We start from the raw sequence: 17743 nt of genomic DNA, 5'->3' as shown, positions 1-17743 counted from the left end.
TTACTGAATCGCAAGTCCATTCGGATAACGAAGATCGATGTGGTCGATTTGATTTTCATGGGAGCTAATAACACTGGGATAAAGGTGGACCAGTTGTTTGAAGCGCTGATCGATGTTTTCTCGTCCAAGGTATACTTTGGTATGCGTATTTAACGTCAAAGACCAAGCATATCGGTTGCTGAGAGTTAAGGCAGTAATAACAACGACACTGAGCGGCATTAATTCTTGATTAAGGTGTCGGAAGCATTTTAAAACAAGAGAAACACTATCATCAGGGCCTTGTAAATGGGGCAAATTCTTAGGAATAGTATCAGAAGGTGGTGAAAATATTTTGCCCTCTGCAGTTATCAATGCATTATTATCCCAACATGCAATTGGTTGTTGCTCTTGAATTACAATTTCCAGTTTATTAGGCCAAACCCGTCGTAAGGAAACGTTATCAACCCATGGTATCGACAATAATGCTAATTGCAACGCTGAAACGTTTAGCGAAAAAAAACCACCATCTATATTTTGAGTAATAATATTTTTCAAAGTCATTGTTCTAATATGATTTCCATTCACTGATATTTTAATTTTTTTAAAGGGAAGTATGTTTGAGTTACATAAAGCGATGAGTGTTAATAAAAAAGCAATTAAGATACTCATTATTAATCCTATAGGAAATATCTTCCGTATGAAAACCGACCAGTTATATGGTTTTTTTATTTTATACCGTCTCATATACGCCCAATAATATGTACTTCCTTTATCAGTCGAACACCGTGAACTTCATATACACGATCTGCAACATAGTAAATTAAACGTTCAATGTCAGCCGCTTTTGCAGCACCTTTATTTAAAATAAAATTAGCATGTTTTGCACAAACTTCTGCATTGCCTATTCTAGTTTTCTTTAAACCTGACGATTCGATTAATTGTGCTGCATAATCGCCTGGCGGATTTCGAAATACAGAACCGCAATTATAAGTTCCGATAGGTTGTGAAGCATATCGTCTTCTAAGCAAAATTCTAATAGCCTCTTTTGCTTTAACAACATTTCCCTGATTAAAATGAAAATAACCCGCTACAAAAAATTGATTGTTTAATCCTTCTACTTGACGATATTGAATTTTAAACTCATTCGGAACTCTTTCATATACTGCACCACGTTGACTAATGGTTTCTACACATATAGCATAACGCCATGTTTCGCCTCCAAAAGCACCAGCATTCATCGCTAATGCACCTCCTACTGTCCCTGGGATTCCCGCAAAAAAGGCTCCACTTTCTAATCCATGATTCGCACAAAATCCCGCTAATTTAGCGCAAGTGACACCGGCTTCTACACGAATAATTATTTTCTTAGCCTCTCTGTTAAATAATTTCATTTCTTTCAATCGATTAAGTGTCAAAATAACCGTACCAGTTATGCCACCATCTCGGATTAAAACATTGCTTCCTAATCCTAACCACGTTAACGGTTCATGGCGCGGTAATTGATTAAGAAAATTTTGTAAATCAGCTAAATCGGCGGGTTGATATAGTCGATCCGCATCGCCTCCTACACGCCATGAGGTATAACGTGCCAGATTATGATCATAAAATAAATCTCCCCGTAAATAACTAAATTTTTTTCGAATCATTAGTTGCACTATTTACTATAGTTGTTACTATAGATCCTATATTTCCTGCGCCTTGGAGAATGACAATATCGTTAGGCTGCACGATGGTTTGTAATGTTGCAGGTAGATCTTGTAGGTATGGTACAAATACGGGTTTTTGCTGAACATTTTGTTCGATTACTTTTAATAAGCTTTTTCCATCTGCCTCTGGAATAAGTGATTCACCCGCGCTGTACACTTCTAATAAAATCAATAAATCAGGTTTCATCAACACAAAAGCAAATTCCGCCATTAGATCACGGGTACGAGTATATCGATGTGGTTGAAACACTAGTATAATTCGTCTATTAGGCCAGGCTGCTCGCGCAGCAGTGAGTGTTGCCCTAATTTCATTAGGGTGATGACCATAATCTTCAAGAATTAGAGCATTTCCGTTTGAAGTAATCATATTTCCACGAATAGCAAAACGGCGATCTACTCCTGGAAATGCTGCTAACGATTGAAGCAACGCATATTCATCCATTTCTACTAGATCGGCTACTGCTATTACTGCTAAAGCATTCAAGGCATTGTGGTGTCCCGGCATATTTAGCCTAACGGACAGATGGGCAGCATGGTTGGAACGGTAAGCTTCAAAATAACCTTGTATTCCTTTTTGACAAAAATTATCGGCACGATAATCAGCGCTGGAGGAAAAGCCATAAGTCACTACGCGTTGAGATAACGTGGGTATTAATCGCTGAATAATAGGATCATCAATACACAAAACAGCCACTCCTTTTTCTATAATTTGATGCAAAAATTGCACGTATGTTTGTTTTAGGTGATTAAAATCCCCATCATAGGTACTCAAATGATCGGCATCAATGTTCGTAACAATAGCAATATTTGGCTTCATAAATAAGAAAGAAGCATCACTCTCATCCGCTTCTGCAATAAAATAGCGACCTTTACCTACTCTTGCAGGAGTTTGTCCATCATTCAATGTACCCCCCACCATAAAAGTAGGATCTAAATTCGCTTTAACAAAAGCGTTAGCTAACATAGCACTAGTAGTTGTTTTCCCATGAGTACCAGCAACAGCAATGGAATAATAATCTGCCATCACATTTGCAAGCATTTGCCCTCGTTTTAAAAGAGGAACATTAGCGCGTTTAGCTGCCATTAATTCGGGATTAGTTGTTGCAATAGCACTAGAATAAATCGCACAATCGGCTTGAGTAACTATTGTACCTGCATGATTAAACGCGATCTCAGCACCTAAACGTTGCAGTCGCTCTGTATTTGTGCCACGTGAAATATCAGAGCCTGTTACTCGATATCCTTTTTTTAATAAGATTTCCGCAAGAGCGCTAACGCCGATACCACCAATACCTAGGCAGTGCATGTGTTTAATGCGCTTGTTATCGAACAACATAGTGTTTCTCACATTCAGCGATAATATGATGCACTGCATTAGGTTGTGCCAAATTTCGTGCGCGTTCCGCCATCGCTACCAAACGGTTTCTATGATGAGCAAATTGTTCAAAATAATGAATTAAGTTTACTTCCGTCAATGATTTTTCAAGAAGAATAATAGCAGCTCCTGCCTGTTCCAAGAAGCGGCCGTTATAAAATTGGTGGTTATCTACAGCATAAGGATAAGGGATAAAAATGCTGGCAACACCGACGGCTGCGATTTCACTTACTGTTAGGGCGCCTGATCGACAAACAATCAAATCAGCCCATGCATAAGCGCTTGCCATATCTTCAATAAAGTCATTGACTTGAGCTTTAATTAATATTTTTTGATAATCATCTCTAATGACTTGATAATCGGGTAGGCCAGTCTGGTGCCAAATCATAATTTCGTGGGATCGGGGATATTGATGTAATGCACGCATGATTTTTTGATTAATTGATCGTGCTCCCTGACTGCCACCTAATACTAAAATTCGTAACGGCCCCTGACGAACAGCAAAACGAGTCTGTGGTAACGGTATATTGAGTAATTCAACTCGAATTGGATTACCTGTAGTCATTACTTTTGGATTTTTAGGAAATGTATTAGGAAATGCCTGCATGACTGATTTTGATATGACAGCTAACATGCGATTTGTTAGCCCAACCACCGAATTTTGTTCATGGATGAGCAAAGGAATCCGTGTTAACCATGCCACTAACCCACCAGGTCCTGTAACATAACTACCCATGCCAAAAATCACACCAGGTCTTAATCGGTAAATAATCCGATAAGTTTGTAACAGTGCTTTTGCCAAACGAAAAGGCATCAGACATTTCCATAATAACCCTTCTCCACGGAAGGCTTTTATTTGAATACGATTTAAAGGAAATTCAGGTGCAACCACCTTTTCTTCAAGCTCCCCATCTGTACCAAGCCAATGTACTTCTACGCCTTGTCTTCGCAATGCCCGAGCAATTGCTAGTGCTGAAAAGATATGCCCCCCAGTACCTCCTGCCATGATGAGTATTCGCTTCATATGGAAGTATGGTAACACCACCAATAAGGGCGGTATATACACACAGAAAATGATAATGCCGTATTACTTAAAAATTTACACAGAAAGTGTGAAGAAAAATGAGTGTAAATATCTCTACTTAAAGTGTTTTAACACAATGATGGTATAATATATTTGTGGTCTCCCTGATTTCTATTTTATGAGGAATGGACAAGAAGCAATACAGGAGAAACTTAATAGTGCTGTTATTTAGCTGCAAGCAATTAAAAGATTGAATTTTTCCATGCTTATCCAATATGTACTAAGCTGCTAGTGGAAATTTTTGTGACGTTTACTCAAAAGAGTAAACGTCACAAAGGATAAACTGCATAACGTAACGATTATAAACTAATTAGCTGTTGCAAATTCTCGAATAATGAAATAAAATCCAGAGCAGGATCTTCCTATGCAATGTTGTTCAAATTAGTGTTGACAACAGACTACCGTATTATCTCTTTCGTGGTAATCTGATATTTCTAAATCCTAGTAGGCATAGATTTTTATCCTATGACTCATAATAACCGCTTTATCCACCTTACATTCAGCAGCTTAAGAAAGTCAAATATTACGTTGCTAAAGTTTATATAAGATTGGTATTTAACATCTTTCACACTTTAATAAAGAATAAAAATATAAAGCCTGTAGTTCAGACGGTCAATTTTATATTAAAGAATATACTCATTAAAGAAGTTTATACTCATTAAGGAAGTTTATATTTATAAAAGATAGACAACACATTACACGCGATAGGTAAATACAATATCGAAAAAAGAAACTCTTAAACTATATTTTTGTTTTATCTGTTCTAATCTCTTCTAATATTAATTTGACTCGTTATTTAATTTTTGAAAAACAATAGGATAAGATGAATAACCAATTGACGGGTTTTCTCCTTCATAATTTCGATACCTAGAAATTTTGCTTTTCTAGAATTTTTGAATTACACGTTATACAAGTTTCTTATTCTTTATAACTTGCTATGATTGTAACTTTACTTGGAAAGACTTCTACAGCTTGACGTATATCGTTTAGCACAAACTAAAAATATAGATTATAGAATTATACATTAAGATTTATCACATCATATTCACTGAAAGATAATGCATCGCAACATTAATTACACAAATAGAGATATAGTAGAAATCTAATTTTAATACCTATAAAAATCTTCCTAATATTAAAATTCTTAAAATATTCTTATGAAAAGTGTAATCAAGATGAAAAAACGCCACCATCATTAGTTGCTACAAAATATTTTTCCTTTGTAGAAAGGATAAAAGCAATATTTAACACTGAACACTGTTTTGATAATTTAAGCATCAGATCATTTTACACAAGATTACTTTTTGAGAAAAATAAAGTAACATAATTGACTGTTTAAATAAATAATTACAAAATTGATCTCAGTTTTATTTTAGCATTTTTATAAAAGAAATTTATGAAATAAAGTATTTTTAAGCATGTCCTACGTTTTTAAGTATGCCCTACCTCAGACTACTACTTTAAGATGTCTTGAGAATATATATTTTTAAATACGTATTATATAAATTACATGATTACATTAATATTATTTTAGCTTTTTTAATATTTATCGTTGTTGTTTAGTCGTTAAATCAGCTATATTTAACCAATGCATTCAAAATATATTTAGTATTTAAAATACTTAATTTAAATAAGATAGATTCCACTTTTAATTTTTTATTGCCATAACAATTGATATTTATACGATAGTATAAACACTGTCATAATATTTCCGACCCAATTTCATGCACAATGTGTACTCATTATGCCATTTTAGTGACACTATTATCAATGTCTGTCTTATTAACATTTAAAATTGATAATCTCTTTTACGGTTGGATCAACTATCTAGCTATTAATACTGGTCTAAAAAAAATGAATCATATGCCAAATTTTTAAGAAAATTTTTGTTTGTTTTATAAATTTTTGCAATTTTAAAAATTAATACAATCTCTTCAACAGCGAGAAATAAAAACATTTATATCTAAAGTTAATACGAAGTTGTATTAAAGTGAGCCTTTTCGTTGCTGGTAATACAGTAATTAGATCACAACTTGATAGTTTTAATCTGTTTTGTCGTTAGTATTAATAAGTTATTAATTTATTAATACTAAAACTAATATAAATCCGTTCAGCTTTTCTTATTAATAAGACAGATAGCTTCATTTCTACTAGAGAAATGTTTTTATATCAAAAGTTTCTCTCTCACTTAGACGATAATCTTACTAAATTAGTTAGGAAAAAGCGCTGCGGATAACTACATTTCTCTAATCTAATAACAAAGAAAAAGTTCTGATACTTGCCACTCGCAAGGTGTATGTATTTAATATCTTTTTACTATTCAAATTATATAAAGGTAAAGTAACAAGGCAAGTGATTGAATCGGTGAAACAAATTTTATTTTAAGCTGGTCCTGAAGTGCTCCTCTATCACGCCTCAATAATGAAATCAATACATTAAAATACACAGCTTCTAATCCAAATAATTCAATAAACTTCATGCTATAGATCATGTAACAAGAAAACTTTCACACGGCTTGGTTAAAACATTCTCATTGTACCTTATCAATAGCATCTTCTTACGATGATTTACTTTTTATGCAATTAACTTGCGCTGTTTTTGGAAGACCATCTACACTATAAAGAAAGACCACATATGAAGCCAGCAGATTACTAATTCGAGAAAAACTCACAAAAAGCGCGTTGTCACATCAAATCTTATGTAAATATTTTAAATATTTGTATGCAATACAGGTTCGTGTACAATTGACATTGTATATCAATATACTTCGACTAAGATGATAATTTTATGAAAGTAGATTTAATCAATGAAAATCTACATCAATACGTTATTAGCAACGATCGCCTAATGTTATTATTTTTTCCAATTTCAAAATCAATCCGCAGTATAATACCAATAGCCAAGCAGTTAAATAATATACTGCTTCCACCATAGCTCATGAAAGGGAGTGTTAACCCTTTAGTGGGTAACATACCAACACTAACACCTATGTTAACCAGGGCTTGTAAACTTAACCAAAGGGATACACCGTAGGCGGTGTAGGCGGGAAATAAATAGCCATTATTTTCGGCGCGGCGTCCAATAACAATAATGCGGCTAACTAATAATGCGAACAAAATAATTAATAAAAGCTCACCAACTAAACCTAATTCTTCAGCTAATACAGCAAATAAAAAATCCGTATGGGCTTCAGGCAAATAAAATAATTTTTGAATACTGTTACCTAACCCAACACCAAAAAGACCACCACGTCCAAAAGCAATCAATGATTGCGTTAATTGATAACCTGATCCGAATTGGTTGTGCCACGGATTTAAAAATGTAGTTAAGCGCCGTAGGCGATAATGAGATAAAAAAACTAATAAAGCTAATATTAAAGCAACCAAAATCAAGAGCGCACAAAATGGCCACAACCGTACACCTGCCAAAAATAACAATGCCATATAAGTCACAGTAATAACAACAGCAGCACCAAAATCAGGTTCTAATAATAATAAGCTTGATACAATAGCCACTAAAAACATAGGTTTTAAAAATCCTTTTAATTCTCTGCGAACTTCATTTTGGTAACGCTGTATATAACTGGCAAGATATAAGATAGCTACAAATTTTGTTGCCTCGGAGACTTGTAGTGAAATAAAGCCGAATGAAATCCACCGTCTACTGCCATTTGCCACTTTTCCTATTCCTGGTAACAAGACCATAATTAACAAAAGATAAGAACATAAAAATAATAAGCCACTGTATCTTTTCCACACTTTTATAGGAATAAGTGTCGCAATCCAGGCGATAATCAAGCTTAAACTTAAATACATCAATTGGTGAATAAAATAATGAAACGGATATCCAAACTGTCTGTCAGAAATGGCCATTGAAGCAGAAGCCACCATTAACAAACCTAATATTAACAATGATAATGTACAAACCACAAGCCAACGGTCGTAAGAAAAAAAAATTGATTTCTGTTGCATTATTGCTTTTTGTTACATTAAAGTGCTTCTACTATATTTATAAAAACATCTCCCCGATGTTCATAATTTTTAAACATATCATAACTAGCACAGGCAGGAGACAACAAAACGATATCACCTGCTCGCGCTGTTGTTACAGCTTGATTAACCGCATCATACATTGAGTCAGCATGTTTAATGATTGTATATCCTTGCAGAGCTTTTTCTAAAATTGATGCATCTTCGCCAATTAAAATAATTTTTTTTACATAACGTTTAACAGATTCTTGCAATAAGGAAAAATCAGCACCTTTTCCTTGTCCACCTGCAATTAAAATCAATTTTCCTGTTATTAATCGTCCCAAACTAATAATAGATGCTTGTGTAGCTCTAACATTGGTACCTTTTGAATCGTTAAAATAATCAACTTTGTATCGTGTTCGAATCCATTGGCAGCGATGTTGAATACCCGAAAAATCACGTAACACTTGTAACATAGTTGCCATAGGAATATTTATTGCTGTTCCTATAGCCAACGCAGCCATTGCATTTTGCAGATGGTGATATGCATTCAATTTCAATTCTTTAACGGGTATTAACTGCTTGCTTTGATAGGTAATATAAATTTTTTGTTTGTATTCCATTAAAGAAAAATCAGCTGAGGATTCTAAACCGAACGACAGAGGCTGTTCGGTAAACGAAAGATGCCTCCAGATTTCAGGTTCGTCGGCATTTACAACAGGAGTTTGGCAATGCAGATAAATTCGTTGTTTTGCATTCAAATAATCCTGCATAGCAGAATAACGATCCATATGATCTTCGCTAATATTTAACACTATTGCAGTCCTGGAATGTAAGGAAAAAGTAGTTTCTAACTGAAAACTCGATATCTCAATCACATAATAATCCGCTTTTGGTGTAATTTGCTGTAACACAGGTTCGCCGATATTGCCACATATTATTGCACTAAATCCAGCTGCTTTCATCATCAAGCCTATCAGCGTTGTGACGGTGGTTTTCCCGTTAGAACCAGTAATCGCAATAATGGGTTTTTTTATTTCGCGAGCGAATAGTTCGATATCAGAAACTATGGATTTACCTTTAGCAGCTTGCTCTGCGATCAGCGATTCTTGTAATGAAATACCTGGGCTTAAAATAATTTCTTCAGCTTCCTCTAATAAGTTTTCAGAAAATTGTCCAAGAAGAGGTTTAGCATTTGGATACGCTTGTGTGAACTCTTTTAATTGGGGAGGTTCTGTACGGCTATCCATAACAATGAAAGATTGATTTTTTTGTGTTAAGAAATGAGCACAAGATAGTCCCGTTTTACCCAACCCAACAATGACAGTAAACGGTTTATTTTTCATAATCCGAGCTACCATAATTTTAAAGTAGCTAATCCACAAAGAATTAAAACAAATGTAATAATCCAAAAACGAACGATGACTTTAGGCTCTGGCCAACCTTTTAATTCAAAATGGTGATGTAAAGGTGCCATTCGGAAAATACGTTTTCCACTTGATAATTTGAAATAACCAACCTGAATAATAACCGACATAGTTTCAATGACGAAAATACCTGCCATTAAAAAATAAATTAATTCCTGCCGAACAGTCACAGCGGTAATACTCAATGCTGCCCCTAAACCCAGCGATCCTACATCACCCATAAAAATCTGAGCCGGATATGTATTATACCAAAGAAATCCAAGCCCAGCCCCAACCAAAGCGCTACAAAAAACAGCAACTTCCTCTACTCCGGGAATAAAAGGAATTGTTAAATACTGCGTAAAAAAATGATTTCCCGTCATATAAGCAAAAATACCTAATGCACTGCCAATCATCACCGTTAGCATCAACGCTAAACCATCCAAACCATCCGTCAAATTTACGGCATTGCTACTGCCCATAATTACAAAGTAAGTCGATATGACATAAAACCATCCTAAATGTAGCGTGACATTTTTAAAAAAAGGGACAACTAATGCTGTTTCTACAGGTGTTATTGCTGTAATATACAAATAAATAGCAGCAAAGGCACCTACAATCGATTGTAATAAATATTTTGTACGTACTGATAGCCCTTTGCTGTTCTTTCCAATAATTTTTTGATAATCATCAACCCATCCAATAATACTAAACGCCACCGTCACTAATAAAATAATCCATACAAAACGATTAGTAAGATTACCCCATAACAGCATGCTGATTACAATGGCCAAGATAATCAATATACCCCCCATAGTTGGGGTACCGGATTTTTTGAAATGTGTCTGTGGTCCATCATACCTAATCATCTGACTAATCCGAAATGCTTGTAGTTTTTTAACTAGTCGAGGACTCAGGGAAAGAACGATAATTAATGCAGTTAAGGCACTCACCGTTAAGCGAAAAGTCAAACAATCGAAGATGTGAAAGCGATGAAAGTGATGACTTAAAAGAAAATTACTTAATGATAGTAACATTATTATTCTTCTATCAACAGCGCATTCACAATTTTACTCATACTCATAAAAAAGGACCCTTTTATTAATACTACACAATTTTCATTCAACTGGCCTTTTAAAGCAGACAGAAGCTGATTCTGATTATTAAAATGATGTGCATTTTTACCAAATGCTTCTACTGCAAATTTTGTAAAATCACCATAGCAAAATAATTGCTGAATACCCAATTGTAATGCATATTCCCCAATTTCACGATGAAATTGATGACAACCTTCCCCTAACTCCAACATATCACCAAAAACTAAAATAGAATTTCCTTTTCGTTTTGATAAAACATCAATCGCTACTGATACAGATAAAGGATTTGCATTATAACTATCGTCAATAATAACTGCGCCGTGATAACCTTTTTGCTCAGCCAAGCGACCTTTAACAGCAGAAGCTGTTTCTAAGCCAGATTTTATTGCCGTGAGTGGCAAATCTTCAGCATAAGCCGCGGCGGCTGCTGCTAATGCATTTGCGACATTGTGCACGCCGATTAATAGTAACTGAATATCAATTTCTCCTTTTGGTGTTATTAATTGAAACGTAGGTTGAGCAGCTGCATTTATTTTTATATTTTTTGCCATAATTTCAGCGGTATGATTCACACCAAAAGTAATAATGCGACGTTTATTCACTAAACTGCGCCAAAAATCAGCGAAGCAATCATTGATGTTAATGACAGCAACTCCGTTTTCCAATAATCCTTGAAAGATTTCTCCTTTTGCTTTCGCCACACCTTCAATATTGCTAAAACCCTCTAGATGGGCAGGAGCAGCATTACTAATAATAGCAATAGTAGGCTTAACTAATTGTGTTAAACAAGAGATTTCACCAGGATAACTAGCACCTAGCTCAACAACAGCATAGTTGTGTTCCGGGCGTAAACGTAGAAGGGTTAATGGTACACCAATGCTGTTATTAAAACTTCTTTCGCTTGCTAGTACATTACCGCACTGACGCAAAATGCTAGCCAATAATGCGCGTATCGTCGTTTTGCCACAACTACCAGTTATTGCAATCATGGGTAGTTGCACTTGTTTGCGTTGATAACTAGCCAACTGCGTCAAAGCGGCTATGGTATTACTAACGAAAATCAGTGGTAACTCGATTTCTATAATGCGCGTGACGAGTGCACCAACAGCACCTCGCTTACGAGCCTCTTCAACAAAGTTATTTCCATCAAATCGAGGACCTTGTAAGGCAATAAAGAAGGCACCTGGTTGAAGTGTGCGGGTATCGGTGCTAATAACCAATTCAAATTCTTTATCCTTTCCCCTAAAATCAGCACTCACAATTTCAGCCACTTGCGAGAGTTTCATGAATTAAGTGCCTTTTTTGCTTCTTCTACATCATTAAAGGGTAATACATCCGTGCCAATAACCTGCATGGTTTCGTGCCCCTTCCCAGCAATGAAAACAATATCATTAATTGTTGCTTTTTGCACGGCACATTTGATAGCTTTAGCACGATCAGTTTCAACAATAATAGAATGCCTATTTTTAAAGCCTACCTGAATATCTCGAATAATTGCAAGAGGATGTTGGTTACGCGGGTTATCATTAGTTAAAATAATCTGATTGGTCAATCGTTCCGCAACAGCTGCCATTTGAGGACGTTTTCCCTGATCTCGATCACCTCCACAACCAAAGACGCAAATTAATCGACCTTTACAATGCTCTCTTAAAGCAATTAGTGATTTTTCTAACGCATCGGGTGTATGCGCATAATCAACAATAACTCGAGGTCGGTTTTGAATATTAACTACTTGCATTCGACCAGGTACGATGTTTAATTTCGATAATTCCATCAGCGCCTTTTCAAAGGATACTTCACATAAACACAACACACTTAAAACAGATAATAAATTGCTGATATTAAATCGACCCAACAAGGAAATTGTAAATGTACCTTTTCCCCACGACGTTTGTACATCTACTGAAAAGCCGTGTGTTAATGTCTTTATATGTGTAGCTCTAACACAAGCAATACGAGTGTCTTCTATGCCATCGGCAGAATATCCTATCAATGTTAATTTGGAATAATTAGTTTCAATAATACGTCTTCCCAACACATCATCACAATTAATCACCCCATAACGTAAATCAGATTGTTGAAACAACAATGCTTTCGTACGAGCATAATTTTCCATGTTATGATGGTAATCGAGATGATCTCGAGATAATTGAGTGAAGACGGCGATAGTAAAATGAACGCCTTGCACACGATACTGATCTAGTGCATGAGATGATACTTCCATCGCGATAACCTTTGCGCCTTGTTTCCGCAGTTGGGCAAGTACTTGTTGCAATTGGATAGGATCAGGTGTTGTATAATCCGTCTTATTTAAATTACCTATAAAGCCATATCCTAATGTTCCCACAATCCCACACGGAATTTTTTGTGATTGCAAAGATTGCGCAATAAAATGTGTACAAGAAGTTTTTCCATTAGTGCCAGTCACGCCAATAACCTTAATTGTTTTTGATGGATCTCCATAAAAACGCGCAGCAATGTGTCCAATGTGATGTTGTAAGTTGGAAAAGGCAATTAAAGGAATTATATTTTTAATGGAAAGTTCATAATGATTACTTTCATAAAGTACTGCCACTGCTTGTTTTTCAATCGCTTCTCCTATATAGCGACGCCCATCGACTTGCTGTCCTGGATAAGCAATGAAAAGATCCCCAGGTCGAATTTTTCGACTATCCATTTGAAGTCCATGAATAAATACATCAGATTCCAGTTCATCACGAAATCCTTTTAGCAACTGATTAAGAGAAACACCGTTCATTCTGCAAATTATACAAGTAGCCTAGAGTAAGTGCCAACAAAACTATGTGACTTTAATTTAAGTTAATACGGGTTGTAAAACCTCTGGACTAATCGGAATTATAGCCTATAGGCTCAGATTGCGGAATAGTTTGACTATTTTTGCATTCAATCAGTCCATGTAACAAATGCTTTTTGTCTTCATTATTCGAAGATGCAAATGATATCTTTCCATTCAGGAGTATCTGCTCAGATGCTTACGAGTAAGTTAAACGTTATGATTGAAAACTGTTTGGACTTTCTAGAATTTTATAGCATTTTACTTTTCATATTTTCAAATTCAGTGTTTCTTTCTTTTTAGTAAGAGTGCGCTAGTAGCTGGTAAACAATAATATTCCATTAATAAATCTTTCTCAGTATGCATTTTTTCAGAATTTTATAGCATTTTAATCAGCTCATCATTTAACGTTATCATCCATATCTTCAAAAATAAATTGTCACAACAAGCTTCATTTTACTTTTAGAATTTAGTAGATTACAATCCAAGTTGTCAAGTTTTCTCTGTATTGGCATATGAAAATTTCAAAAAATATTTAGCTTTAAATATCTAGCTTTTACCAAGTGTTATACTTCTCAATTTCTTTTGACGACATATAATTTGACTTTATGAAATAAAAATTAGAAAAACTTATCCTTCAGAAAAATCAGATTTTCTTCTGCTATCAAGTTAGGATGATGTCTTACCTTATACATGAAAAATAGATCTATGATTCATTAGAAACGTCATTAGAAACGTATTGTTTGTGGAGAAATTGGGAGTTGAAGTTTCTCAAGATATGAAACCTTATCTTAGAATCTAGTTAGTTTTATTAATTGATGAATAGCATGGCAATCTGACGGCACAAAGTATGCTCACTAAAATTAGTTTATTGGAATATTAATATTAAGAATAGATTAACTGATAAGTGTAAAATTTTTAACAACTTAGCGACTATTCTATGGCAAACTTTAAATCTTCTGTATATTACCACTGCATATTACCACCGCTTTTAAATGAATATTGATTAAGCATTGCTAGTTAGGAATTATCTGGTGAAATATTCAATAATCGCAACGCACCGCTCATGATTTTGGAAAACAAAGGTGCGGCAACGACCCCGCCGAAGTGCTTTTCCCGTGGATCACGAATGACAACAGCTACAACCAATTGAGGATTATTTACAGAAGCCATACCGACAAAAGAAGACATGTAATGATGTTTATCATAACCATTAGGACCCGAGATATAAGCAGTTCCGGTTTTACCAGCTATACGATAGTGATAAACTCCTCCCAGAGCTCCTGTTCCACCCTTTTGGGTGACGGTCTCTAGCATTTTGACGACTGTAGTAGCGACTTTTTTGGGAAGTATACGAACACCGCCGCCACCTGCTGATGACGGCTGATCCACTTTTACAAAACTTACGGGTCGCTTGATTCCACCTGCTTCTAAAATCGCATACCCTTGAGCTAATTGTAGTGTCGTAACAGCGAGACCATAACCGAAAGATAAAGTGGCGACCACACTGGGAATCCACGTATTATAAGAAATTAATGTGCCCATTGATTCTCCCGGAAATCCACTGGTTGTACGTTCTCCAAATCCAAAAGCACGTAATAAAGCATAATAATGATCTGGCTTTAATGATAATAAAATCTTCGCCGCCGCAATGTTGCTGGAATATTGCAACAATTGAGTCAAGGTAATAATGCCATGATTTAAATCAGTATCACTAATTCGATAACCTCCAATTTTCATCCATCCCGGATTCGTATCGATTTTCGTGTCTTGCGTATATTCTCCTGATTCTAAGGCAAAAGCAATCGTAAATGGTTTAATGACTGAACCTGGCTCAAACATATCTGTCACCGCGCGATTACGATATCGTCCATCATGATTGTTTGGCCGACTATTCGGATTGTAGCTTGGTTGATTGACCATTGCTAAAATTTCACCGGTTTTTACGTCAAGTACAACAGCAGAACCAGATGCTGCATGATAATTAGAAACAGTTTCTTTTAAAGCACGATAGGCTAAATACTGAATGCGATGATCTATACTTAATATCAAATCATGCCCCTGAAGAGGTTGTTTTAGCAAAGCCACATTAGGAATGACATGACCCAATCGATCTTTAACCACTGCATCTTGACCAGGTGTTCCTGCCAACCATTGATTATAAGCCAACTCCAATCCTTCTTGTCCTTGATCATCAATATTTGTTAATCCAATTACGTGTGCTGTCACTTCACCTTCAGGATAATAACGTTTATATTCCCGTTTAAAAAAAACGCCTGGGATATGTAACGCCAGAACTGCTTTAGCAATAAAAGGGGGATTTCCCCGCTTGAGATAGACAAATTGCCGGTTCTCTCTTTTCTTTGCCTGTTTTCTTATGAAAGAAGGAGATAATCGCAAAAAATAGGCAAGCTTATTTAATTGTATTGGTGTAGGCTGAAATAATTGTGGATCAATCCAGAGTGAATCAACAGGTGTACTAATGGCCAACGGTACACCTAGTCGATCGGTAATCATGCCGCGATAAGCTGGAATACTGACGTTACGAAGGATCCTCGCTTTACTTTGTTTCAATAAAAAACATCGATCTAGAACATTTAAATCGATCAATCGCCATAATATCCCCATTACCGAAACACATAACAAAAACCATAAACTGTAAAATCGCCAAGCTTGCGGTACATATTTACTTGATAATGGCTGCATTATTTTCATTAATTAAAATAATCTCCTTTGCTCCTGGCACTTCCATTCCCAATTTTTGTTGCGCAATTTGCTGAATACGTGATTGTGTCGACCACGTACTTTGTTCTAACAATAATCTTCCCCACTCAATAAGTTCTTCCATTTTTTCATGTTGTAAAGTTTCGTATCGAATAAATAAGCGGCGATTAAGATCTTTAAAATAAATCACCCCGAAAGCAGAGCACAACAAATCCACCACTAACGAAATGATCAAAATTCTACATCGGGTAACATAAAAAATACGATTTCTTGTTTCTATATTTTGCTTGACAATCACTCGAGTTACTGCATTCATGTTACTTTCTCCACAATACGTAAACGAGCACTGCGTGCTCGTGGATTTTCTCTGATTTTCAGTTTGCTTGGTTGAATCAGGGCGCCTATTTTCTTCAGCCGATGTTTAATTTCACTGGATATAATAGGCACTTCTCTCGGTAACGGATCACGCAATTCACTCTCGATAAATCGTTTAACAATACGATCCTCCAACGAATGAAAACTTATGATACACAGTCGCCCTCCCTTACCTATAGCTTCTAAACTTTGTGGTAAACAATCCTGCAATTCCTCTAATTCATGATTAATAAAAATTCGAACTGCTTGAAAAGTGCGCGTTGCAGGATGTTTTTTACTTTTATTATAAGGAATTGCTTCCTTAATGACTTGACTCAATTGTAAAGTACGTAAAATGGGTTTTCTTTTACGTGCTCTCACAATGGCTGCCGCAATACGCTTGGCATAACGTTCTTCACCATAATGCCGAAGCACCCAGCGAATTTCATTTTCCTGTGCCTGATTAATCCAGGTTGCTGCGTTTCCTCCACGACCTGGTTTCGGATTCATTCGCATATCTAAAGGTCCATCTTTTTTGAAACTAAAACCTCGCGTTGCATCATCCAACTGGGGTGATGAAACACCTAAATCCAGCAAAATTCCATTCACTTTTCCATACCATCCACGATCCTTCAAAGCTTTCTCTAAATTCCTGAAAGTATCGTGAATGATAGAAAAGCGTGGATCACGAAATTGACTGTCATTTCCGACAGCGATTGCTTCAGGATCTTTATCTATCGCCATTAACCGACCAGAAGGGCCCAATCGCTGCAATAAACCGAAACTATGCCCCCCTCTTCCAAATGTTCCATCGACATAAATACCATCCGGTTGAATTGCAAGCCCTTCCATCACTTCATTAAATAAAACAGGTTGATGTATCATCTCAACTATTAAAGAAAACATTCTTAATTTTAACCACAGACCCCTATCTGTCAGCAGTGCTTTTGCCGACTATTTAGCATAAACCATTTTCCATTGTGCTTTGTCTCGCAATGCAAGTTTTTTTCTTAATTTCTTCCCATTAAAAATGGATATCAATCAATCAAAAGACGGCGCCCTTTCATTTATTAACAATATCGTTTAAATCGAGATATCGTGTTAGCACAGCAATTCGTCTCTTTACATCAACAGTAATAGGTAGGCACTTAAGCTATGAAATATAAAATACCCAAACGCTTTCCCAACATAGTCGTTAATCTATATATATACTACAGGAGGAGATTATACTACAGGAGGAGATTTTGTGTAGA

12 protein-coding genes are annotated in these 17743 nt (G+C 35.7%); all 12 read right to left on the bottom strand.

Features of this window, described 5'->3' with window-relative positions; genetic code table 11:
* Positions 1-648: a cell division protein FtsQ/DivIB gene (locus CEAn_RS01015; RefSeq protein WP_244670091.1), complete on the bottom strand. Its 648-nt coding sequence runs from the start codon at positions 646-648 to the stop codon at positions 1-3.
* 71 nt (positions 649-719) lie between these two features.
* Positions 720-1625 (bottom strand): UDP-N-acetylmuramate dehydrogenase, encoded by a 906-nt coding sequence (murB, locus tag CEAn_RS01010; RefSeq protein WP_211923984.1) that lies wholly within the window; start codon positions 1623-1625, stop codon positions 720-722.
* Complete coding sequence (murC, locus tag CEAn_RS01005; RefSeq protein WP_211923983.1) at positions 1606-3021, bottom strand: UDP-N-acetylmuramate--L-alanine ligase; 1416 nt, start codon at positions 3019-3021, stop codon at positions 1606-1608. The genes murB and murC overlap by 20 nt, the downstream gene beginning before the upstream one ends.
* Entirely contained in the window at positions 3008-4084 is a 1077-nt protein-coding gene (murG, locus tag CEAn_RS01000; protein ID WP_211923982.1) for an undecaprenyldiphospho-muramoylpentapeptide beta-N-acetylglucosaminyltransferase, read from the bottom strand. The genes murC and murG overlap by 14 nt, the downstream gene beginning before the upstream one ends.
* 2879 nt (positions 4085-6963) lie before the next feature.
* On the bottom strand, positions 6964-8115 hold the full coding sequence (gene ftsW / locus CEAn_RS00995; protein ID WP_211923981.1) for a putative lipid II flippase FtsW: 1152 nt from the start codon (positions 8113-8115) through the stop codon (positions 6964-6966).
* A gap of 17 nt (positions 8116-8132) precedes the next feature.
* Positions 8133-9461 carry a UDP-N-acetylmuramoyl-L-alanine--D-glutamate ligase gene (gene murD / locus CEAn_RS00990; protein WP_211924131.1) on the bottom strand — a complete coding sequence of 443 codons (1329 nt, stop codon included), beginning with the start codon at positions 9459-9461 and terminating at the stop codon, positions 8133-8135.
* An 8-nt stretch (positions 9462-9469) separates the two neighbouring features.
* On the bottom strand, positions 9470-10558 hold the full coding sequence (gene mraY, locus CEAn_RS00985) for a phospho-N-acetylmuramoyl-pentapeptide-transferase (RefSeq protein WP_211923980.1): 1089 nt from the start codon (positions 10556-10558) through the stop codon (positions 9470-9472).
* 2 nt (positions 10559-10560) lie between these two features.
* Entirely contained in the window at positions 10561-11904 is a 1344-nt protein-coding gene (locus CEAn_RS00980; RefSeq protein WP_211923979.1) for a UDP-N-acetylmuramoyl-tripeptide--D-alanyl-D-alanine ligase, read from the bottom strand.
* A complete protein-coding gene (locus tag CEAn_RS00975) occupies positions 11901-13376 on the bottom strand; it encodes a UDP-N-acetylmuramoyl-L-alanyl-D-glutamate--2,6-diaminopimelate ligase (RefSeq protein ID WP_211923978.1) in 1476 nt (491 codons plus the stop codon). The genes CEAn_RS00980 and CEAn_RS00975 overlap by 4 nt, the downstream gene beginning before the upstream one ends.
* 1056 nt (positions 13377-14432) lie before the next feature.
* Positions 14433-16118: a peptidoglycan D,D-transpeptidase FtsI family protein gene (locus CEAn_RS00970; RefSeq protein WP_211924130.1), complete on the bottom strand. Its 1686-nt coding sequence runs from the start codon at positions 16116-16118 to the stop codon at positions 14433-14435.
* Complete coding sequence (gene ftsL, locus CEAn_RS00965; protein ID WP_211923977.1) at positions 16099-16452, bottom strand: cell division protein FtsL; 354 nt, start codon at positions 16450-16452, stop codon at positions 16099-16101. The genes CEAn_RS00970 and ftsL overlap by 20 nt, the downstream gene beginning before the upstream one ends.
* Positions 16449-17375 (bottom strand): 16S rRNA (cytosine(1402)-N(4))-methyltransferase RsmH, encoded by a 927-nt coding sequence (gene rsmH / locus CEAn_RS00960; RefSeq protein WP_211923976.1) that lies wholly within the window; start codon positions 17373-17375, stop codon positions 16449-16451. Before rsmH ends, ftsL begins: the two co-directional genes overlap by 4 nt.
* Positions 17376-17743 lie beyond the last annotated feature (368 nt).

Source organism: Coxiella endosymbiont of Amblyomma nuttalli, assembly GCF_018107685.1.
Classification (GTDB): domain Bacteria; phylum Pseudomonadota; class Gammaproteobacteria; order Coxiellales; family Coxiellaceae; genus Coxiella.
This window is presented reverse-complemented; position numbering and strand designations above follow the sequence as displayed.

Excerpts from the sequence above, each read along its gene's own strand:
- mraY (WP_211923980.1), bottom strand. The coding sequence starts at position 10,558 with ATGTTACTATCATTAAGTAATTTTCTTTTAAGTCATCACTTTCATCGC.
- murC (WP_211923983.1), bottom strand. The coding sequence starts at position 3,021 with ATGTTGTTCGATAACAAGCGCATTAAACACATGCACTGCCTAGGTATT.
- murB (WP_211923984.1), bottom strand. The coding sequence starts at position 1,625 with ATGATTCGAAAAAAATTTAGTTATTTACGGGGAGATTTATTTTATGAT.
- CEAn_RS00970 (WP_211924130.1), bottom strand. The coding sequence starts at position 16,118 with ATGCAGCCATTATCAAGTAAATATGTACCGCAAGCTTGGCGATTTTAC.
- CEAn_RS01015 (WP_244670091.1), bottom strand. The coding sequence starts at position 648 with ATGAGTATCTTAATTGCTTTTTTATTAACACTCATCGCTTTATGTAAC.
- CEAn_RS00975 (WP_211923978.1), bottom strand. The coding sequence starts at position 13,376 with ATGAACGGTGTTTCTCTTAATCAGTTGCTAAAAGGATTTCGTGATGAA.
- CEAn_RS00980 (WP_211923979.1), bottom strand. The coding sequence starts at position 11,904 with ATGAAACTCTCGCAAGTGGCTGAAATTGTGAGTGCTGATTTTAGGGGA.
- murD (WP_211924131.1), bottom strand. The coding sequence starts at position 9,461 with ATGAAAAATAAACCGTTTACTGTCATTGTTGGGTTGGGTAAAACGGGA.
- ftsL (WP_211923977.1), bottom strand. The coding sequence starts at position 16,452 with ATGAATGCAGTAACTCGAGTGATTGTCAAGCAAAATATAGAAACAAGA.
- rsmH (WP_211923976.1), bottom strand. The coding sequence starts at position 17,375 with ATGATACATCAACCTGTTTTATTTAATGAAGTGATGGAAGGGCTTGCA.
- ftsW (WP_211923981.1), bottom strand. The coding sequence starts at position 8,115 with ATGCAACAGAAATCAATTTTTTTTTCTTACGACCGTTGGCTTGTGGTT.
- murG (WP_211923982.1), bottom strand. The coding sequence starts at position 4,084 with ATGAAGCGAATACTCATCATGGCAGGAGGTACTGGGGGGCATATCTTT.